Raw genomic sequence first — 16294 nt, 5'->3', positions numbered from 1 at the left:
GAGCACCCAAAAGGGGGGAGTGATCTATGTCACAAGGCGGCCTTCTGCCGCCACAAGGCGGACCCCGCCGACCGAAACTCAGTGAGCCACCACTGAGAGGTCATTCACACCGCCCGCCGAGCTGCCAACTCGACGGGCGAAGGCCCGTTCTGGGTGCCACCCCAGAAACGCGCACTATCAGGCTCTGCCAGAGCCAGGAAGCCGCCGCACAGCGGCCCCTATGCCTCCCGCCAGGAGACCACCTCATGATGAACCAAAGTTCTGCGATTCTCCAGCCCTCTGCACGCCTTTCCGAGACGGAAAGTGGCATTGATGGCTATTCTTCACCCACAGATTCCGGCCAACTCCGGGCAACGATCGACCGATCGACGCTCGCTCCCTTCCCTCGCGGACGCGTGAAGGTCCCGATGCGGCTTATCGAATCGCCGCACTACTCCGACGCAGCCCTGAGCGTCTACATGAAGGTCAAGGCACTCGGACTGCGCCCCGAGGGCTGTACGGCAGGCGTAGCCACCCTCGCGTCGTACCTCGGCGTCTCTCCCTCGACCGTGCAGCGCGGCCTCGCGCAGCTGCGCGCCACGGCTCCCGACGGTGTGATCGAGCTCCCCGACAGCCAGCGCCGCTCACTCCCGGGCGGATGCGGCACCACCGCACGCCGCCGGGTCCGTCCGCTGCGCCCCACCGAGCGGTTCATCTGGCTGCCCGTCGCGGCGAGCGAACACCTGCGTCCCCGGCTTCTCCGCGCTTACGCCGTCATCGCCTACGCCGTCGTCCGCGGCATCCCCCTCACCGAGGGAGTCCTCGCCAACTTCCTGCGCCATCACTCCGGTCCGCGCGCTGGACAGGCACTAACCGCCGAAGCGGCCGGGCGCATCGTCGACGAGCTGGCGGAATCCGGCTGGATCAGTGTCCACAGGCGAGCCGGAGCCCGGGGACGCCACCTCTTTCTCATCCACGGCCAACAGGCTGTTCCTTCTTCTGTTCTTGATGACCGGTCAGGTTCCCAACCTGATGCGCGTTCGCTCGCGAACAAGGAAGACCTAAGGATTGACCGACTTGAGAACGAAGCGATGCCTGTCTCACCCGCCGTAGGCGAAGTAGCGGTGGACAACGCTGTGGAAAACCGCCACACGACACCGCACCCCACCGGGACACCGGGGGATCGCGCGCTGCGCGCGGGCAGCAAGATCCCGACCGCCTCCCCCACCATTCACAGCACCAGCGCGAGCCCCTACCGGGGGCCCCAACTCACATTCAGCGCACGACTCCACGCCGTCCTAGCGCCAGTTCGCTTCCTGCTTCCTGAGATCAACACCTACGTGCAGCGGCGCATCGGCCAGGAGATCGCCCGCCAGCTCAACGACGGCACCCAGGTTCAGCGCCTGCGGGCCCGGCTCACCCAACGCCTCGCACAGACCCTCCTCGCCGACATTCGGGACCCTGGACGCTGGCTCCTGGGCGTCGCACTCCCCCGCTGGGGCTGCGCCGACCCGGACTGCGAATCGGGAACCCGTTGGTCAACCGGAACGGAATGCCGGGCGTGCCGAGAAACGATCATGGAACGGGCGGAAGCCCGGAAAGAGACCACGGCTGTGGACGTCGCCCTGACCTCCGAAGCCGACCTGCCTTGGATCCCTGCGGCTCGTCCCGGGGCAACCGCCCTGCTCATCGCGGAGTGCTGCCCGGACTGCGACCGGCCCCACCACCCCGGTAGGTCTGGCCTCTGCGCGAGCTGTCGTCCGCACCCGGCGCCCTCACTGGAACCCGCACCTGCCGCCGTGGTCGGCATTGGCTGCCGGGGCCGCGGCGGCACATGCGGCCGCCCTGCACCGCGAGGTCTGTGCTGGCGTTGCCGCATCGAATCAGAGACCGGCGCACCGCAAGCCAAGGGCGTCCCCGCCGGCACACGGAAATCCCCGCATCTCTAGGAGCACGCATGCGCATCGCGGAACTCAGCCGCACCACCGACGTGTCCACCGCCACGATCAAGTACTACCTCCGAGAGGGGCTGCTTCCCTCTGGACTCCTTACCAGCAGCAACCAGGCTCACTACACGGAAGACCACGTGCACAGGCTCCGCTTGATCCGTGCGCTCCTGGACCCCGGCGGCCTGACCATCTCCAGGATTCGGTCCATCGTGACCACCCTGGACGAGCCCGACGGCACGTTCGACCCAGGGTCGATGACAGCCGTCGCGTCCTACGCGGGACCGCTCGCCCCGCTCACCGCGGACCCGCGGACCGTCGAGTCGGTCCGCTCACTCACCGAGCGCCAGGGGTGGGACGCCCCGGTGGACGGTCCGGAGTTCGCGATGGTCGTGGAGCTTCTGGACATCTTGTGCGAGCTGGGCCAGGAGCGCTTCGCCGATCGCCTCGCCGACTACGCGGAGGCGGCCGAGAAGGTCGCGGCAGTAGACGAGGAGGTCCTGCGCTCCTGCGACGACGCCCGAAGCCTCGCCGAGAGCCTTGTCGTCGGCACCGTACTCGGTGACAGCCTTCTGTCCGCCCTGCGCCGCCTGGCCCGGGCGGGAAGAGGCACTCCCCCGGCCCATGCGTTCGTGGCGTCGGGAGCGAGCGAGGCCGGCTCCTGACGAAAACGCGTGTGGGGCCGCGCGTTGCACGGCCCCACACGTCACGGTCTGTGGCTCGCTACGAGCGGTTCGTCAGAGCGGGCGAGCGTACGACGTCTCCCTCGGACACGGGGAACAGATCGCAGGAGAGGATGTCGGCGGGCTTCTGCTCCGGCTGCACCTCGACATAGCCGTTCTTGACCGCTCGCTTCTCCTTCCACAGGTGGTAGAGGGAGACGGCGAGGATGCCCGAACCGATCAGGTTGGCGACGAAGTGCCACCACACCCGGTACGTCACCAACGCCGGCCCCGGATCGATCGTGCCGAACCAGGTGGACAGGCCGATCGCTCGGCTGGCGCCCAACGCCACGGACGCGGTCAGCACGATGTGCTCGATGCCGTGGATGGTCTGCATCCAGACGCCCATCTTGGCCCACTTGCGGGACTTGAGGTGCCCGACTGCCCGCTTGGTGATCAGCACGATGCCGACGAGGCCCGCGAGGAAGATGAAGTTGCCGGTGAGGTGGAGGATCTCCATGCCCAGTGCGGGCTTGGTCGAGTCGATCTGCCCCATGCCCCGTGCGAGGCTCATCGCCCAGGGGGTCATCCAGGCGGGGGAGGTCGGGTTGGCCACCCAGTAGCCGGCCTGCGAGACGTGCTCCTGGAAGTGACCGAGCTGCCCGACCACGCCGAGACCGATGAGGCCGACCGCAGTCTTGTAGAGCCACGGCCGGACCGGGCCTCGGTTGGCATAGGCCAGCACGACGACGGCCAGCCACATCGCCACGGTCCATCCGATGAAGAGGACGGCTCCCAATGTGTCGAGGGTCGAGACGGCCGCCCCTCCCATGTCGTGGCCTGCGTGCGCGCCGGCCGCTCCAGCCGCGCCGTGCGCTCCATGAGCTGTCTGCGCGAGGTACATGGGTGGGACTCCTTGTCCGGGTTCCAGTCAGTCACTCCTGAGTGACGCATGGCCACGCTATGGATCCCGGGTCCGGGCAGGCACCTTCATTCGTGCGCAATCGTCGCTCCGACGGCTCGACAGGTCGGTCAGGCCGGCAACGCGCAGCCGGACCGTGGACAGCGTGGGGGAGCTGACCGCGAGTACGGCCGCGTACCCGCTGTCCACGGAAAGGTCGGTCAGGCACCAGCCCGGCAGGTCACCACGGACACCGTCAGCCGAGGACTCGCGGCCACGTCCGATGCCCAGGCCCTTGAGGTACGCCTCCTTGCGTGCCATAGGCGGGCGATGACAGCCGGTCGGTCATCCGGGAGTACGGTCCCCATCTCCTTGAACTCCGCCGGATGCGGGACTGCCGCGAGCTGCTCCGCGACCTCGAGCTGCGGCGCGGGCTCCACGTCGACACCGATCGGGTTTGATGCGGCACCGACGCGGAGGAAGTGAGGACGGGCCTTCCGTGCGGCCCGCCACAGCATGGGCGGGAAGCACGGGCGAAGCGGAGCAGCTCCGGCGCCGAGCCGGTGAGGCCGGCCAGAACCGTACGAAGGGCCGCATGAGCGAAGCCGTAGCGCGCCCGGTCGGCGTCGCGCACGAACGTGTCCATGCGGCGACCTCCCTTACGTCGAGCGCCGACAGATCAAGTGAGGACACAGAGACGCCCGGTACGCGCAGGGCCCACACCTCGACGCCGTTCTGTGGCTGCTGCACCAGCCTGCTCCTCCTCCCCCGCTCGGCCGTTGCCTTGTGGCGGGAGCAGGCTTTCCGCTCTCTGAGTGCGCCGAAGCCCCTGCCCACCGCCCTGAATGCGGAGAGCAGGGGCTTCTCGCGGTGCTGCTAAGCGTCGTTCAGAAGACCGGCGGAGACCTGTTGGAGGATGGCCGCGAGGGAGGAGCGGGCCTGCGGCGGGAGGGTTCCTCTCATGTCCGTGATGACGGCCTCGACTCCTTGGCTGCGTTGGAAGTACCGCAGGATGAGCGCGCTCCGCTGGTCGGCGTCCAGCCGGTCGAAGGCGGTGTCCATCAGGGCTGCGCCGTCGTGCCACGGCAGCTGGAGGTCATGGGCGGCATCGGGGGCGGTGGCGACCACCGGCTGGCCGGAAGCCGACGGGGAAGTCTCATCCCGAGGATCCGAGCCATCTCTCTGGGCCGGAACGTCGTCTCCCGAGCGGTTCGTGGCATCTGGAGCATTGCTGGAGTCATCACGGCGTGATAGCTCGGCCACCGCCTCATCAGGCCGGGAAGTTCCGGCGCTCGAGGGGAGCGCCTCAGCGCGGGGGTTATCACGGCGTGATAGGTCGCGGGTGGCCGTGGCCTTCTTACCGGCGGCCAGAGCACGAGCGTCGGCCTTGGCCCGCTGTTCGTCGGGGGGCAGCTTGGACAGGTTGCGGACGTGCTCGATCGTCCGGCGCCCTTCGACGAGGTCAGCCTGGAGGGCCGGGTCGAGATCGAGGATGGACAGCTTGGAGGAGATGGTGGACTGTCCGATGCCGAGTCTCTTGGCGGCCTTGTTCTGGGAACCGTAGAACTCGACGAGGCTCTTGAGGGCGTGTGCCTGCTCGATGGGGTTCATGTCGTCGCGCTGGATGTTGGCGACGAACGCGGCTTCCAGAAGGGCTTCGTCAGTAGCGACGAGCTTGTTGTTGACGCTGACTCGGATCGTGGACGCCCCGGCGAGGCGCGCGCCTTCGAGGCGGCGGTGGCCGTCGATGACGATGTAGCGGGTTCCATCGTCGAGTTCCGCTGCCCGCCCGGGCCGCTCGGCCAGGTAGGCGTCGACGGTGGCGACCGTGATGGAGTTGACGAGGCCGATCTCACGGATGCTCTCGGCCAGGCCGTCGAGGTCGCGGAGTTCCTCGCGCGGGTTGTCGGGGTTCTGGCTGATGAGGTCGAGCGGAAGCTCGCTGGGGTCGGGTACTCCCTCGGTGGGGGCGGTCGTGGCGGCTCCGATCGCGGCGCGGCGGGCGCTGATCGGGCGGGCCTGCGCGAAGGAGGCACCGACGCCGAGGTTCTTGGCCTTGCTCACTTGCTGATCTCCCGGGCGAGGGCTCGGATTGCGATGGACTGCTCACACCTGGGTGCGTAGGCGAGCAGGGGGCGCTTGGCCCGAACGGCTTCCTTCTGCTCCTTCAGATCGCCGACGACGCCGACGACTCGGGGATCCTTTATGTCCATCCAGGCCTGGAGCGACGAGGTGGCGATGAAACCGCGGCGGGCGTCGTAGTGATTGACGACGAGGCCGAGGTAGTCCATGTCCAGGGCGAGGTCGTTCCGCATGTCCTCGATCTGGGAGGTCAGCAGACCATAGGCATCGGCACTGCTGTCTTCGGCCTGGACGACGATCAGCGCGCCGGAGTTGCCGGTGTCCTCGTTGTCCCTGCGACGACCGAAGTACAGGGCGGCGTCCATGCTGATGCCTAGGCTCGGCGGGCAGTCGATGAGCACGACGTCGTAGTCGGCTTCGATCGAGCGCAGGGCGCGCTCGAGCGCGGCCTCCCTCGCACGGACGGAAGCGATGCGGACGTCAAGGAGGAACGCGTCGGTGCAGGCGGGCAGGAGGTGAAGCCTGTCGCCGAAACGGCCTTCGTTGACGGTGACGACGAGGTCGCTCAACTCTCCCTTGCCGTCAGCGGCCATATGGTTGGTGAGCGAGTCGCCTCCCATGGGAAGCAGTTCGTGCCCGAGCTGCCTGGTGAGGTGGCCTTGCGGGTCGAAGTCCACGAGGAGGACTCGCTGGCCGAGGCCGGGGAGGTCCTCCAGAGCGAGCGGGTCCTCCGGCCGGTCGCCTTCTTCCAGAAGTGCGGCGAAGTGCTTGGAGACACGTACCGGCACGAGCGCGGCAGGGTCCTCGGCGAGGGCTTCGCCTAGGCCGGCGGTGATGGCGGTCTTGCCGACGCCGCCCTTTTGGTTGCAGACGACGATGCGCCGGACCATCGCAGGACGTTTGACCTCGGGAACAGGGTTGGTCTCGAGCCAGATGCTGACGGCCTGGGCGATGCCTTGGGTGAGCGAGACGCCGCGGCCCTTGCAATCGTCCCGGAAGTCGTCCCACAGCCCTTCGGGAAGGAAGGTGGAGTAGGTCTCAGCTCCGCCGGTGTCGACGGCTGCGGGGTTCGAACCCAGTCCCCGCCAGGTGGTGATGCCGGCTTCGACGGCGTCCTGCATGTCGAGGCCGTGGAGTGCGGCACGAACCTTGAGGTCCTGCCGAAGGGTGCTGGTGAGCTTAGTGACGACCTTCTCCCGGTCGCCGCCCGTGTCAGGTGACGTCATGGACGTCACTCTACTAACGACTTAGATCAATTTCTGCCATTGACGCGTTAGCAAACTTACGAACTCTCCCAGGGCTATCACGCCGTGATAACCCCTCACCCACCCTCACCCGACCACACAGGGGAGGGCCTATCACGGCGTGATAGGCCCCCAAGCAGTCCAAGCACAACGAACCGAGCAGAAAACCACCCCACCTGACTCGTTTTAGCAGCGGTCACCCGTTCCGCTTCTCGTAGAGCATGTCGCCCAGGACCAGAAAGTCCAGGTCCATCCTCCGGAAGGCGCACAGTGCGTCGTACGACGTGTTCACGATCGGTTCGCCACGGCCGTTGAACGACGTGTTGAGAAATACCGCCGGATGGTCCAGGGCCGACAGTCTGTCCAGCTGTCCAGCCACCGTCGGCGCCTCATCCCCCTCAAGGACCTGCGGGTGAGTGGTGCCATCGACGTGCACGACGCCGGGGGCTACCGCGTCGGACCGCGCGCAGGACGGGACTACCGGCTGTGCAAGGCGTGCCGAGCGAGCCGTGATGGCCGAAGTGCGCCGCCGTGCTATTCGGCCAGGTCCGATGGCTTTGTGCCATTCGTCGACAACCCGCCTCCACCATCACGAAGGTGCCGCTACACAAGAAGGCTGGCGGCAGCATCCAGCCGTCCGTGGGGTGAAAGCCGGTCGGCGGGAGGTCGGGGCGGTTGGTGACCATCAACGTGGCGGTGCTACTCGCAGTCGTCGTCATCTGGAGGCTTCGGCGGCGCACGGAGGCCCGCAGCCGCTTCGATGAGAAGCTGACCGTTGTCATCGTCCTGGCACTGGGAGTCCTGCTCGCCCCCACCCCGGCCGGTCAGGGGATCTTGAACATCCTGGGGCAGCTCACGAGCGGCGTCACTCAGGCCAGCCGATGAGCCCCTTCCCACACACCGTCTGGACAGCGCCCGCCGGCGCGCACTGCGGATCACGACCCCAAGGGGCGGGGGAGTGATGGCGGCACGACGACGGCGCCAGCGCTTGAAGAAGCAGCCCCGCAGGCAGCTGCAGGGCTGGGGCGCGGTGGCGGCGCTGGCCGCAATCGTGTGGGTCGCCGCGAACTGGTCGACGGTGTGGCCCGCCCTGGTGACGGTGCTCGCCGCGGCCGCGCTGGGCGGGTCCGGCTGGGCGCTGCTGCGGGCGCACCGCCAGGCGGTCAGCCGGGACCGCGCGTGGCGGGCACAGGAAGAGGCCCGAGCGCGCGAGTTGTCCATGGCCCAGGTCGACGCCCTGACATGGCAGGAATTCGAGACGTACGTCGCGGAGCTGTGCCGGCGGGACGGCTGCACAAAGGTCGTCGTCAGCGGCAAGAGCGGCGACCTGGGCGCGGACGTCGTCGGCTATCTGGCCGACGGCCGCAAGCTGGTCATCCAGTGCAAGAAGTACGCGGCGCATCGGAGCGTGTCCTCCCAGGACATGCAGAAGTTCGTCGGCACCGCCCGTCTCGAGCACCGGGCGGACGTCGCCCTGTTCGTCACCACTTGCCGCGCGTTCACGAGGGACGCGCTGGGCCTGGCGCTGCGCCAGGACGTCGTGGCCCTGCACCGCGACCTGCTGGGCTCCTGGGTAAAGGGCTCTCACCTGGAGAGCCTGATCCCGCTGAACGGCAGCGGCGGCGGCACCAGGCAGCGTCCCTCTGCCTGACCGCGACACTCTGCTGCAGGTTTCCGGTCCGCTCCGGCGGATTCGTCGGTGTGGGCGACGAAGGCCCGGCTGGACATAAGAACGGCCAAGGCTCAGCGGGCACAGACACGAGCGGCAGGATCACCGTCACCCCAGATGCATCACCGCACGTTCTATGTACGCGAGAAGTACGTAGAACGTACGCAGGATGTGCGGTCCGCGAGGTAGGGTGGGTCAGGAGGTGCTTCATGTCCGAGTTGTTCGACGCGGTCGACGCGCTGCTCGCGTCCCGCGCCGTCCTGCCGCCGCCCGAGGAGCGCAAGCGTCTGCGGCAGGCCCATGCCCTGACGGTCGACGAGGTCGCGGCCGCGCTGAAGGTGCGCCGGGCCACGGTCACGAACTGGGAGTCCGGCAAGACCGAACCGCGCCCGCCCGAGCGTGACGCGTACGCCCGGCTCCTGGACGGGCTCGCCAAGCTCTACCCCGCCGCCGGTGGCCCCAGCTTGGCCGGTCCTGCGACGACCGGGCCTGCCCCGGCGCCTGCCGAGACCGCTCCGGTCCCGGAGACGTTCACCAACTCGCCCGCCTCGGCCGAAGTGTCCACGGAGAAGCCGAACGAGGCTGTGGGCGCGTCGGCACCCGAGCACCCCCAAGCCCCCGCCACCCCTGCTCCGGCCCCCGAGCCCCGTCCGGCGCGCACCACCCGGGAAACGTCGACGTCGCGCCGCCCGGGTGCGAAGAAGGCGGCCCCGGCCGGCGCCCCGGCGGGCGGCGCCGATCCGCGGTTCGAGCACGGCCCGCTGGCGGTCGTCGACGTCGAGGACGGCAAGGTGCTGGCGTACTGCACCGGCGGCCTGGTCCTGGACGTGCCCGCCAAGTCCATCCCGGCCCTGGTCGACTGGACGCTGCGCGAGGCCAAGCTCGGTGCTCCGAAGCTGTCCGGACCGGGCAAGGACGCCGACCCGCTGATCGTGCTCACCGAGGCCGCGTGCGAGCGCTACGGCCTGCCCGTCACGCTCACGGAGGAGGAGCGGACCGCCGGCCGGCTACCGGAGGGCCACAAGGTCACCAAGCAACTCGCGCGTGCGGAGTGGAAGCTGACCAAGCGCGGCTTCGGTCCGTGGGCGCGGATCTACCGTCCCGCGACCGGGTCGGAGCGGGCCTGCGTGCAGCTGTGCATCCCGTCGTGGAACGCGCTGGACACCCGGTTCTGGGGTACTGCCGGGCAGCTGCCCCCTGCGGAGCTCGCCCGCGTCCTGGGCGTGTACGCCTCGCGTGTGATGACGCCGCGCGGCTCGACCGCAGTCACCGGCCTAGAGCTGATGACCGCCCTGCACCCGCCGACCCGGGCCTCCGCGCCGGACGCCGACGGCAAGCGGCACTCGGAGCACAACCCCGGCAGCCTGGGCAAGGACGCCATCGACCCGATGGCCTTCCCGCCCTGCGAGGTCCCCGACGGCCACCCCGCCCTCAAGGACCTGCCCCGGTTCCACGTACGCGGCCCGGCGGAGAAGCTGTTCGGGCACGTCCGATGACCGATGCGGAGTGCACCCTGCGCCACCTGGTCGGCATTGACGTCAACATGGCCTTCGCCGCCGGCGCCAACGGACTGACCGTCGGCCTCGGCGAGGCGACGCACGCCAAGGCACCCGTGTTCGACCCGAAGCTGCCCGGCTCCTGGCTGGTCGACCTCTCCCACGTCGACCTGTCCCGCGTGAAGGTCGGCAAGGAGTGGGTGAACCTGGACGGTTCGCTGCTGCCCTCCCCATTCACGCCTAAGGGCGAGCGGCCCGAGGGCCCGGCCTGGTACGCGACGCCCACCGTCGCCTACGCGGCGGAGCTCGGCTACGAGGTGCGCCCAGTCGAGGCATGGGTTCGGTACGAGACGGGCCGGTACCTGGACGGCTGGTACCAGCGGCTCCGCGACGCCTACCTCGCCACGATGGCGGACCTCGGTGTCGAAGCCGATCTCCCCCCGGCCGACTTCCTCACGGCGATGAACGGCTACAAGGCCCGCGACCCGGAGCTGGGAATCGTCGTCTCGGCGGTCAAGGCGACGGTCAAGGGCGGTCTGGGCAAGCTGCGCGAGCGGCCCCGGGCCGAGGGCTGGCGTCCGGGCGAACCGTGGCGTGCCCTGTCCCGCCCGACCTGGCGGCCGGACATCCGGGCGGCGGTCATCTCCCGCACCCGCATCAACCTCCACAGGAAGATCGTCAAGCACGCCGCGTTCACCGGCCAGTACCCGATCGCGATCCTGTCCGACTGCGTCGTCTACGCCTCCGATGGGCCTTCGCCGCTGGACTTCCTGCCCTACCGGGAGGACAAGCCGCTACCCGGCGGGTTCAAGCTCGGCATCAACCCCGGCCTGGTCAAGCACGAGGGCACCCAGCCCGTCCTGTGGGGCGAGGAAGTCCGCGAGCGGTTTAATGCCCCGGAACTCAACCTCGCCCGCTACATCAAGGACGGCACCGTCACCGACGCCGACAACGGAGAGTAGGAGAGGGCCACGATGAGCCTGTTCGGGGACGGCCTGGAGAAGGCGGTGCAGAAGGCGTTCACCCGCCCGGCGCCCAAGAATGCGGGCCCGCAGATGCGGTACCTCGTCAAGCAGCTCGGCGGCACGAAGGCAGTCGCGCAGATGCTGCGGGTCACCCAGCGCACCGTCGAGCGCTACGTGAAGGACCAGATCAAGAAGCCCCGCGCCGACCTGGCCGCGCGCCTTGAGCGTGAGGTGAAAGCCCGCTGGCAGCCGCAGATCCGGGCCAGGGCCAGGGCGAAGGCGGCCTCTACAGGCGGCATCGTCATCGACACCCGCGCTCGCATGGGCTACACCGCGCCGATCGGGTCCACGGACCAGGACCGCATCCGGCACCTTACCGTCGCCCTGCCCCCGACCTACGCCGCTCGCCTCTTCGAAGCCCAAGAAGTCGGCGCAAGCGACCAGCAGCTCCAGGAGATCGCCGCGGAAGCCCTCAAGGAGGTGTACTTCCAGGACGGCGGCCACCGCGCCGGGAGTCTGGAGGAGGTCCGGTTCACGGACATCGAGCACCTCGAGTTCGACCTGTAGAACCCCGGACGCGAGCGGGCCCGGACCGTTTGGTCCGGGCCCGCTCGGTTTCTGCGGTCAGGGTACGGAAGCGGGCTCCGACTCGTCCGGCGCCGTGATAGTCCGCAGGTACTCGTCCTTCTGCCCGGCCGTGATTTGCTCGATCTTGTACTTCTCCGGCAGCTTCTCGGCGTCCAGACCCCAGGCGAGCGCTCGCGCCCTCATGCCGTTGTCGCCCGTCAGGACCGTGACCTGGACCGGTGCGATGGACTGCTGGAGTTCGCAGGCCCGGCCACGATCTCGTCGTCGATGTTCGGCAGCCGCACGTGCTGGGGCTCGTCGAGGAGCACCTCGATCCGTACCCCGCCGGCGGTCGCCTGGCCCTGGCGCTGCTCCGTGAGGGTCTGCTCCAGCAGGGCGAAGACGCCCCGGGCTCGCCGCCGGATGGTGTCGCTCGTGGCGCAGGACTTCTTGTCGATTTCATCGACGACCACGTGGGGGATGACCACGACCGTGTTGGGAATGAGCGATCACGAACAGCAGCAGCCGGCCCCGCGCCGCGGCAACGTCCTGGAAGCCCTCGCCCGGGCGGAGCGCCAGGTGTTCACCCGGCCCGCGCCAAAACCCGAAAAGGCTCAGGTGAAATTCCTCCTCACGCGGACGAAGGGCTCGACCAAGACCCTGGCGGAGCGCCGGGTGTCTCGCGCCGAACGGTGGAGCGCTACCGCGCCGGGACCTGACGACCCGGCAGAAGCGCCTGCAAGCCGCCCTGGCGGAGGAGGCGGAATCCGAGTGGCAACCCCAGGTCAGAGCACAGGTACGTGAGGCGGCGGTCACCTCCAGAGGGATGATGGTGAACGTGACGGCCTTCGGATTCACGTGCAAGGGCAGCTCGGACGACGGCCGCGAGCGCCAGGTCACCACGGCAATCTCGCCCGCCTACGCGAAGCAGATCCTGGAGCTCCAGGAGGCCAGTGCGACGGAGGAGGACCTGCATCTGATCGTCGCGGAGGCCATCACGGAGTGGTATTTCACCGACTGGGGCACCCGTGCCCATGGTCTGGCCGCAGATTTCACACAGGTCTTGAAAATGGAATTACGATTCTGACCCGGACGAATTCACGACCTGCCAGAAACATATCCGACGGGCCGCCGCACAGCGCTCTGGCGGCGGCCCGCTCCCCGAATCCGCACCACGAAGACGAGAGCCGACGATGACCACGCCTTGGCCGCCCCGGCGTACCGCCGGCAGCCCGCTCGCCCCGCGCGTCGCCGCGCCCCGCGAGCCGGTCGACCCGGCCCGCATCGGCCGCCGCGCCGTACGGCGCCGGGCGAAGGGCATGGATGCCTCCGTTGCCGCGGTGGCCCTCGACGACGCCCGCTTCGACCCGCGCCAAGACCCCCGCCACGAGGACCTGGCCGACGACGTCCGCGGCCGGGCGGAGCTCGCGGAGTGGGACCGCCTCGACCAGCTGCTCGCGGCCGCGCCGGCAGGCACCGTCTACGTCCCGGACGCCGACGATGTCGTCCGGGACGAGCTCGCCGCCGAAGTTGCGGCCGCCGCAGACCGCGAGGCGCGAGCTGCGCGAAGCCGCCCGGGTCGCGGCCCGCGTCGACGAGCTCCAGGCGCTGCGCGCGCTGAACGCCCTGGAGCAGACCGAGCCTCGCGACGGGGACGAAGCCGTGCACGACGAGCTGCCCCGGCGAGCCGGCGGGTACGTCCAGGTCGACGTCGACGCCTGGCTCGCGCACGCCCTGGCCGCGCCCCGCAGGCACTACCGCGCCCCGGCTGCCCGTGAAGCCGCCGCCGGCCTTCTCGCCCCGCCGGTCCTCGCCCACGCCGCGCTGCTTGCCGAACCTGCCCGCCTGGTCCCCGGCGCCGCCGTCGACGAGCTGGTGTTCACGCCCCGGCTCTGCGCGCGTACGCGGCCAAGACCCGCGAGAGCGCCGAGCCGCTCGCCGCCGCCCTGGAGGACATCGCCGCCAATGGCCTGCCCTCGGTGGAGGACTGTACGCCGTGGGAGGAGCTGCGCGAGGCCCACCTCGCCCGGCTCGCCGCCCAGCGCCCGGCCGTCGCCTGATGCCCGCAGCGCACGGCCCCCGCCGCGCCCGGATCGCGTTCTCCGTCTCCGCCGCCAAGCAGCTGGACGCCCATCACCAGCGAAGCCGAGCTACACGCCCTGGACCGCGCCCTGGTCGTCATCTCCGTCGACCCCGAGGCCGGCGAACACCTGCCCGGCGACAGCACCGGCCCGCGGCTGCGCCAGTACGTCGACGATGTCGAACGCGTCCGGCTCGTGGTCGCCTTCATCGAGGTCTGACTCGCGACGTCCTGGACCAGGTGGACCGCGCGCTGCTGACGCGGCCGGCCTCTGCGCGTGTCCTTCGTTTGGTGAGGGATCGGGTCTATCAGTTGGTGAGGGATCGCCCGAGTACAAGGAGGACCTAGGACTAGCACGCGATCGGCGCTGCGCCAGTGGAGGGTGCAGCGCCGATACCTGTGGGAGGAGCCTGCCGGATCAGCTGACGGCGTGCAGCGAACCGCGCCTCTTGGTGGCCGCGGCCTTCTTGGCAGCGGCCACGGCCGCGCGCTTCTTACGCTGCTCGGCGAGCTGGTCCTGGTAGGCGGCGACGGCCCGGTGGTAGTCCGTCACGTAGGTCTTGCTGTCCAGCCGGTCTGCCTTGGGCATCGCTTTGACGGCGTCGAGGGCGTCCTCGGGGGAGTTGTAGCCGGCCAGCATCGGGTTGATCTGGTAGACGCCGTTGCGGACCTTCTTGACGAGCTTGGCCAGCTCCAGTTCCCGCAGTGCGGCGTTCACGCTGGGACGGCTGAGCCCGAGCAATTCGCCGAGGGTGGCCTGGTCCATCGCGATGCGTCCGCCGGCCTCGCTCCGCGCCCGGAGCTTCAGCAGCGCCCGGTAGGCGGCGGGCGGCAGGTCCAGGTCAGCGAGAAGACCGTCGGCGTTGGTCGCCGACCACTTCAAGGTACTCACTGGGCTGATCCCTCCTCCTGGCGCTGCGCACGGGCCAGTCGGCGTGCAGCGCGTTCTTCGGCCCGCTTCTTCCGCAGTTCCTCAATCGCCTCGCGCATGTGCTCCAGCGACGGGAACCGCACTAGATCCGGCAGGCTCTCGTCCCTGCGGATCTTCGCGATCGTCTTGTCTTGGTCGACCTGCACGTACTCAGCTTCAACCAGCTCCGTGCCCGGGATGAACTCCGCTACACGGTACGAGTAGGGCGGGTTGAACTGGTAGACACCGCGGCGCACCTTGAAGACGATGCCATGGCTCATGACTTCCTGCAGCGCCTCGTTGGTCTTCGCTCGGGGCACGTCCAGGACCGTAGCCATCTCCTCCTGCGTCAGCCGGATCCGTCCGCCGGCCTTCTGGCAAGCGATCAGCAGCAGGATCAGCCGCAGCGGCAGCGCCTCACGGAAGTACTGCGCGATCAGGAAGAAGAACTCCAGCGAGTCCATGGAGAACGCCTTGGGGCGCTCCGGGTGCTCGTAGAACTCCAGCGGCTTGCGCTCGCTGCTCAGCGAGAGCTTCCGGCGCGGGTAGCGGCGAGCGACCGAGTCGAGGTCCTCAACCGGCTGCACCGGCTTGGACCACGCTTGGATCTCATCACCGTGGGGCAGCTCCGTACGGCGCACTGCCCGCTTCGATGCGGGCCGACGGCGCTGTGGCTCGGGTGTCACGAGGCTGCTCTCCACTTCGCTGATCTTGGACGCCAGCAGTATGTCAGCCAGGCCGACAGATATGTCGGTCTCACTGACATTCCGGCGTGTTGTGTCTCCCCAGGGGGGACAGATCTCCCCCCTCCAGGCGATGGCAGACCGTTCAGCGGGACGCCATCGTAAACGTCAGCCTGACTGACGTTTCGAGCCCAAACCTGTCGGTCTGGCTGACATTTCGTCTGCGATGTGACTACTCAGGAGGTACACATCGCAGACGTTGTGTACCTCCTGAGGTGACAGATCGCCGGATGTGCAGGCCGCTGACCAGCGGGTTCTTGATCTGCGTAAGTATTAGGTGGCTAAGGTCCACCCGCAGGCGCCGGCCGGACCCCTGGTGGCTGAGGCGGCTTCGCGTGCGGGCCCGTGAGACCGCGCAGACCGTAGGCGGCGGCAGAGCGGCAGCGGCTGTGGGTCTCGGGCGGTGCCGACCGTGACCAACAAGCACCAGGAGGCAGGGCCAGCCTCCCAGGCGGGTTCCGCAGCCCGGCCCAAAGGGCGATTCGGCTCCGGTACCTCCGTACGTCGGAATTCATGCTCTCCGAAATCCGAGATACTGTCTTGTAGCTAAGGCCCGAAGGCGCTCAATTCATGATTCCTTGCATGACTGGGTGGCAAAACAAGGGCGCTGACGTTTCCCCAAAAAACACGCCCCGTCCAGGTGGTTGGGGGGTGTCTCGCCTTTTCGCCAAAGCTACATGCATGTATCAACCTGATGCATGCACTGCACTGGAACTCGCACGAACGAACCATCCCCACCCTCGCAGCCAGCCAAGCCCACGCAGTGGGCCCAAGGTCCTGGAGGCGCAGCAGGAAGGACCGTTCAGGCGAGGAAGCGCAGCGGACTCGCCGGCCCGGGGTGAAGCGAAGCGAAACCCCCGGGCCAGCGGGGCACAGCCCCGCAGCTCCGGAAGCGCAGCGAACGGAGCATCACTTCCGAAGCGCAGCGCAGGAAGTGAGTGACCCGCGCAGCGGGTCACCAGCGCTCCCGCGGAGCGGGAGCGCAACCCCCGCGCGCAGCGCGGGGGTTCGCTTGCACCTCGCGCAGCGAGGTGGTACCCGCTCCGCGGG

Annotated in this window: 15 protein-coding genes and 2 pseudogenes; 8 read left to right on the top strand and 9 right to left on the bottom strand. The window is 68.8% G+C overall.

Annotation, left to right across the window (positions count from 1 at the left end; translation table 11 throughout):
- The first annotated feature begins 245 nt into the window (after positions 1 to 245).
- On the top strand, positions 246 to 1928 hold the full coding sequence (locus tag AMK27_RS41440; protein ID WP_198956014.1) for a hypothetical protein: 1683 nt from the start codon (positions 246 to 248) through the stop codon (positions 1926 to 1928).
- A gap of 8 nt (positions 1929 to 1936) precedes the next feature.
- Entirely contained in the window at positions 1937 to 2590 is a 654-nt protein-coding gene (locus AMK27_RS37990; protein WP_073918696.1) for a MerR family transcriptional regulator, read from the top strand.
- 58 nt (positions 2591 to 2648) lie between these two features.
- Here AMK27_RS37990 and AMK27_RS37985 read toward each other — a convergent pair whose 3' ends face one another.
- The 5 genes from AMK27_RS37985 to AMK27_RS37965 all read right to left on the bottom strand — a co-directional run bounded on the left by AMK27_RS37985 (position 2649) and on the right by AMK27_RS37965 (position 7328).
- Entirely contained in the window at positions 2649 to 3419 is a 771-nt protein-coding gene (locus AMK27_RS37985; RefSeq protein ID WP_241847766.1) for a DUF6008 family protein, read from the bottom strand.
- Positions 3420 to 3548: 129 nt separating this feature from the next.
- Positions 3549 to 3809 (bottom strand): hypothetical protein, encoded by a 261-nt coding sequence (locus AMK27_RS37980; protein ID WP_073918694.1) that lies wholly within the window; start codon positions 3807 to 3809, stop codon positions 3549 to 3551.
- Between the two features lie 555 nt (positions 3810 to 4364).
- The gene (locus tag AMK27_RS37975) at positions 4365 to 5552 is read right to left on the bottom strand and encodes a ParB/RepB/Spo0J family partition protein (protein ID WP_073918692.1); all 1188 of its coding nucleotides are present in this window, start codon (positions 5550 to 5552) and stop codon (positions 4365 to 4367) included.
- Positions 5549 to 6796, bottom strand: coding sequence for a ParA family protein (locus AMK27_RS37970; RefSeq protein ID WP_073918690.1), 1248 nt, complete (start codon positions 6794 to 6796; stop codon positions 5549 to 5551). Before AMK27_RS37970 ends, AMK27_RS37975 begins: the two co-directional genes overlap by 4 nt.
- Before the next feature lie 214 nt (positions 6797 to 7010).
- Complete coding sequence (locus AMK27_RS37965) at positions 7011 to 7328, bottom strand: carbamoyltransferase C-terminal domain-containing protein (RefSeq protein WP_274535766.1); 318 nt, start codon at positions 7326 to 7328, stop codon at positions 7011 to 7013.
- Positions 7329 to 7489: 161 nt separating this feature from the next.
- Here AMK27_RS37965 and AMK27_RS37960 point away from each other — a divergent pair, with 161 nt between their 5' ends.
- The 4 genes and pseudogenes from AMK27_RS37960 (at position 7490) to tpg (AMK27_RS37945) (ending at position 11511) form a co-directional block, all read left to right on the top strand.
- On the top strand, positions 7490 to 7699 hold the full coding sequence (locus AMK27_RS37960; protein ID WP_073918687.1) for a hypothetical protein: 210 nt from the start codon (positions 7490 to 7492) through the stop codon (positions 7697 to 7699).
- Between the two features lie 76 nt (positions 7700 to 7775).
- A complete protein-coding gene (locus AMK27_RS37955) occupies positions 7776 to 8465 on the top strand; it encodes a restriction endonuclease (RefSeq protein WP_073918685.1) in 690 nt (229 codons plus the stop codon).
- A 227-nt stretch (positions 8466 to 8692) separates the two neighbouring features.
- Positions 8693 to 10941 (top strand): annotated as a pseudogene (gene tap, locus AMK27_RS37950) (telomere-associated protein Tap).
- A gap of 12 nt (positions 10942 to 10953) precedes the next feature.
- Positions 10954 to 11511, top strand: coding sequence for a telomere-protecting terminal protein Tpg (gene tpg / locus AMK27_RS37945; RefSeq protein ID WP_073918683.1), 558 nt, complete (start codon positions 10954 to 10956; stop codon positions 11509 to 11511).
- Between the two features lie 57 nt (positions 11512 to 11568).
- Here tpg (AMK27_RS37945) and AMK27_RS42845 read toward each other — a convergent pair whose 3' ends face one another.
- Positions 11569 to 11715, bottom strand: coding sequence for a hypothetical protein (locus AMK27_RS42845; protein WP_158076961.1), 147 nt, complete (start codon positions 11713 to 11715; stop codon positions 11569 to 11571).
- 14 nt (positions 11716 to 11729) lie between these two features.
- Positions 11730 to 11999 (bottom strand): hypothetical protein, encoded by a 270-nt coding sequence (locus AMK27_RS37940; RefSeq protein ID WP_158076960.1) that lies wholly within the window; start codon positions 11997 to 11999, stop codon positions 11730 to 11732.
- 227 nt (positions 12000 to 12226) lie between these two features.
- Between AMK27_RS37940 and tpg (AMK27_RS43890) the strand changes: the two genes are divergently transcribed.
- A complete protein-coding gene (tpg, locus tag AMK27_RS43890; RefSeq protein ID WP_445194896.1) occupies positions 12227 to 12598 on the top strand; it encodes a telomere-protecting terminal protein Tpg in 372 nt (123 codons plus the stop codon).
- A 972-nt stretch (positions 12599 to 13570) separates the two neighbouring features.
- A pseudogene (locus AMK27_RS43885) lies at positions 13571 to 13811 on the top strand (hypothetical protein).
- Positions 13812 to 14009: 198 nt separating this feature from the next.
- Here AMK27_RS43885 and AMK27_RS37915 read toward each other — a convergent pair.
- Both AMK27_RS37915 and AMK27_RS37910 read right to left on the bottom strand, forming a co-directional pair.
- Positions 14010 to 14483: a helix-turn-helix domain-containing protein gene (locus AMK27_RS37915; RefSeq protein WP_073918677.1), complete on the bottom strand. Its 474-nt coding sequence runs from the start codon at positions 14481 to 14483 to the stop codon at positions 14010 to 14012.
- Entirely contained in the window at positions 14480 to 15202 is a 723-nt protein-coding gene (locus tag AMK27_RS37910) for a hypothetical protein (protein WP_445194894.1), read from the bottom strand. The genes AMK27_RS37915 and AMK27_RS37910 overlap by 4 nt, the downstream gene beginning before the upstream one ends.
- Positions 15203 to 16294: the final 1092 nt, after the last annotated feature.

Source organism: Streptomyces sp. CB02009 (assembly GCF_001905825.1).
Taxonomy (GTDB): domain Bacteria; phylum Actinomycetota; class Actinomycetes; order Streptomycetales; family Streptomycetaceae; genus Streptomyces.
This window is presented reverse-complemented; position numbering and strand designations above follow the sequence as displayed.

What these genes read in the sequence shown, in the direction of transcription:
- AMK27_RS37980 (WP_073918694.1), bottom strand. Translation starts at nt 3,809, where the DNA reads ATGGCACGCAAGGAGGCGTACCTCAAGGGCCTGGGCATCGGACGTGGC.
- AMK27_RS37955 (WP_073918685.1), top strand. Translation starts at nt 7,776, where the DNA reads ATGGCGGCACGACGACGGCGCCAGCGCTTGAAGAAGCAGCCCCGCAGG.
- tpg (WP_073918683.1), top strand. Translation starts at nt 10,954, where the DNA reads ATGAGCCTGTTCGGGGACGGCCTGGAGAAGGCGGTGCAGAAGGCGTTC.
- AMK27_RS41440 (WP_198956014.1), top strand. Translation starts at nt 246, where the DNA reads ATGATGAACCAAAGTTCTGCGATTCTCCAGCCCTCTGCACGCCTTTCC.
- AMK27_RS37985 (WP_241847766.1), bottom strand. Translation starts at nt 3,419, where the DNA reads ATGGGAGGGGCGGCCGTCTCGACCCTCGACACATTGGGAGCCGTCCTC.
- AMK27_RS37990 (WP_073918696.1), top strand. Translation starts at nt 1,937, where the DNA reads ATGCGCATCGCGGAACTCAGCCGCACCACCGACGTGTCCACCGCCACG.
- AMK27_RS42845 (WP_158076961.1), bottom strand. Translation starts at nt 11,715, where the DNA reads ATGAGGGCGCGAGCGCTCGCCTGGGGTCTGGACGCCGAGAAGCTGCCG.
- AMK27_RS37970 (WP_073918690.1), bottom strand. Translation starts at nt 6,796, where the DNA reads ATGACGTCACCTGACACGGGCGGCGACCGGGAGAAGGTCGTCACTAAG.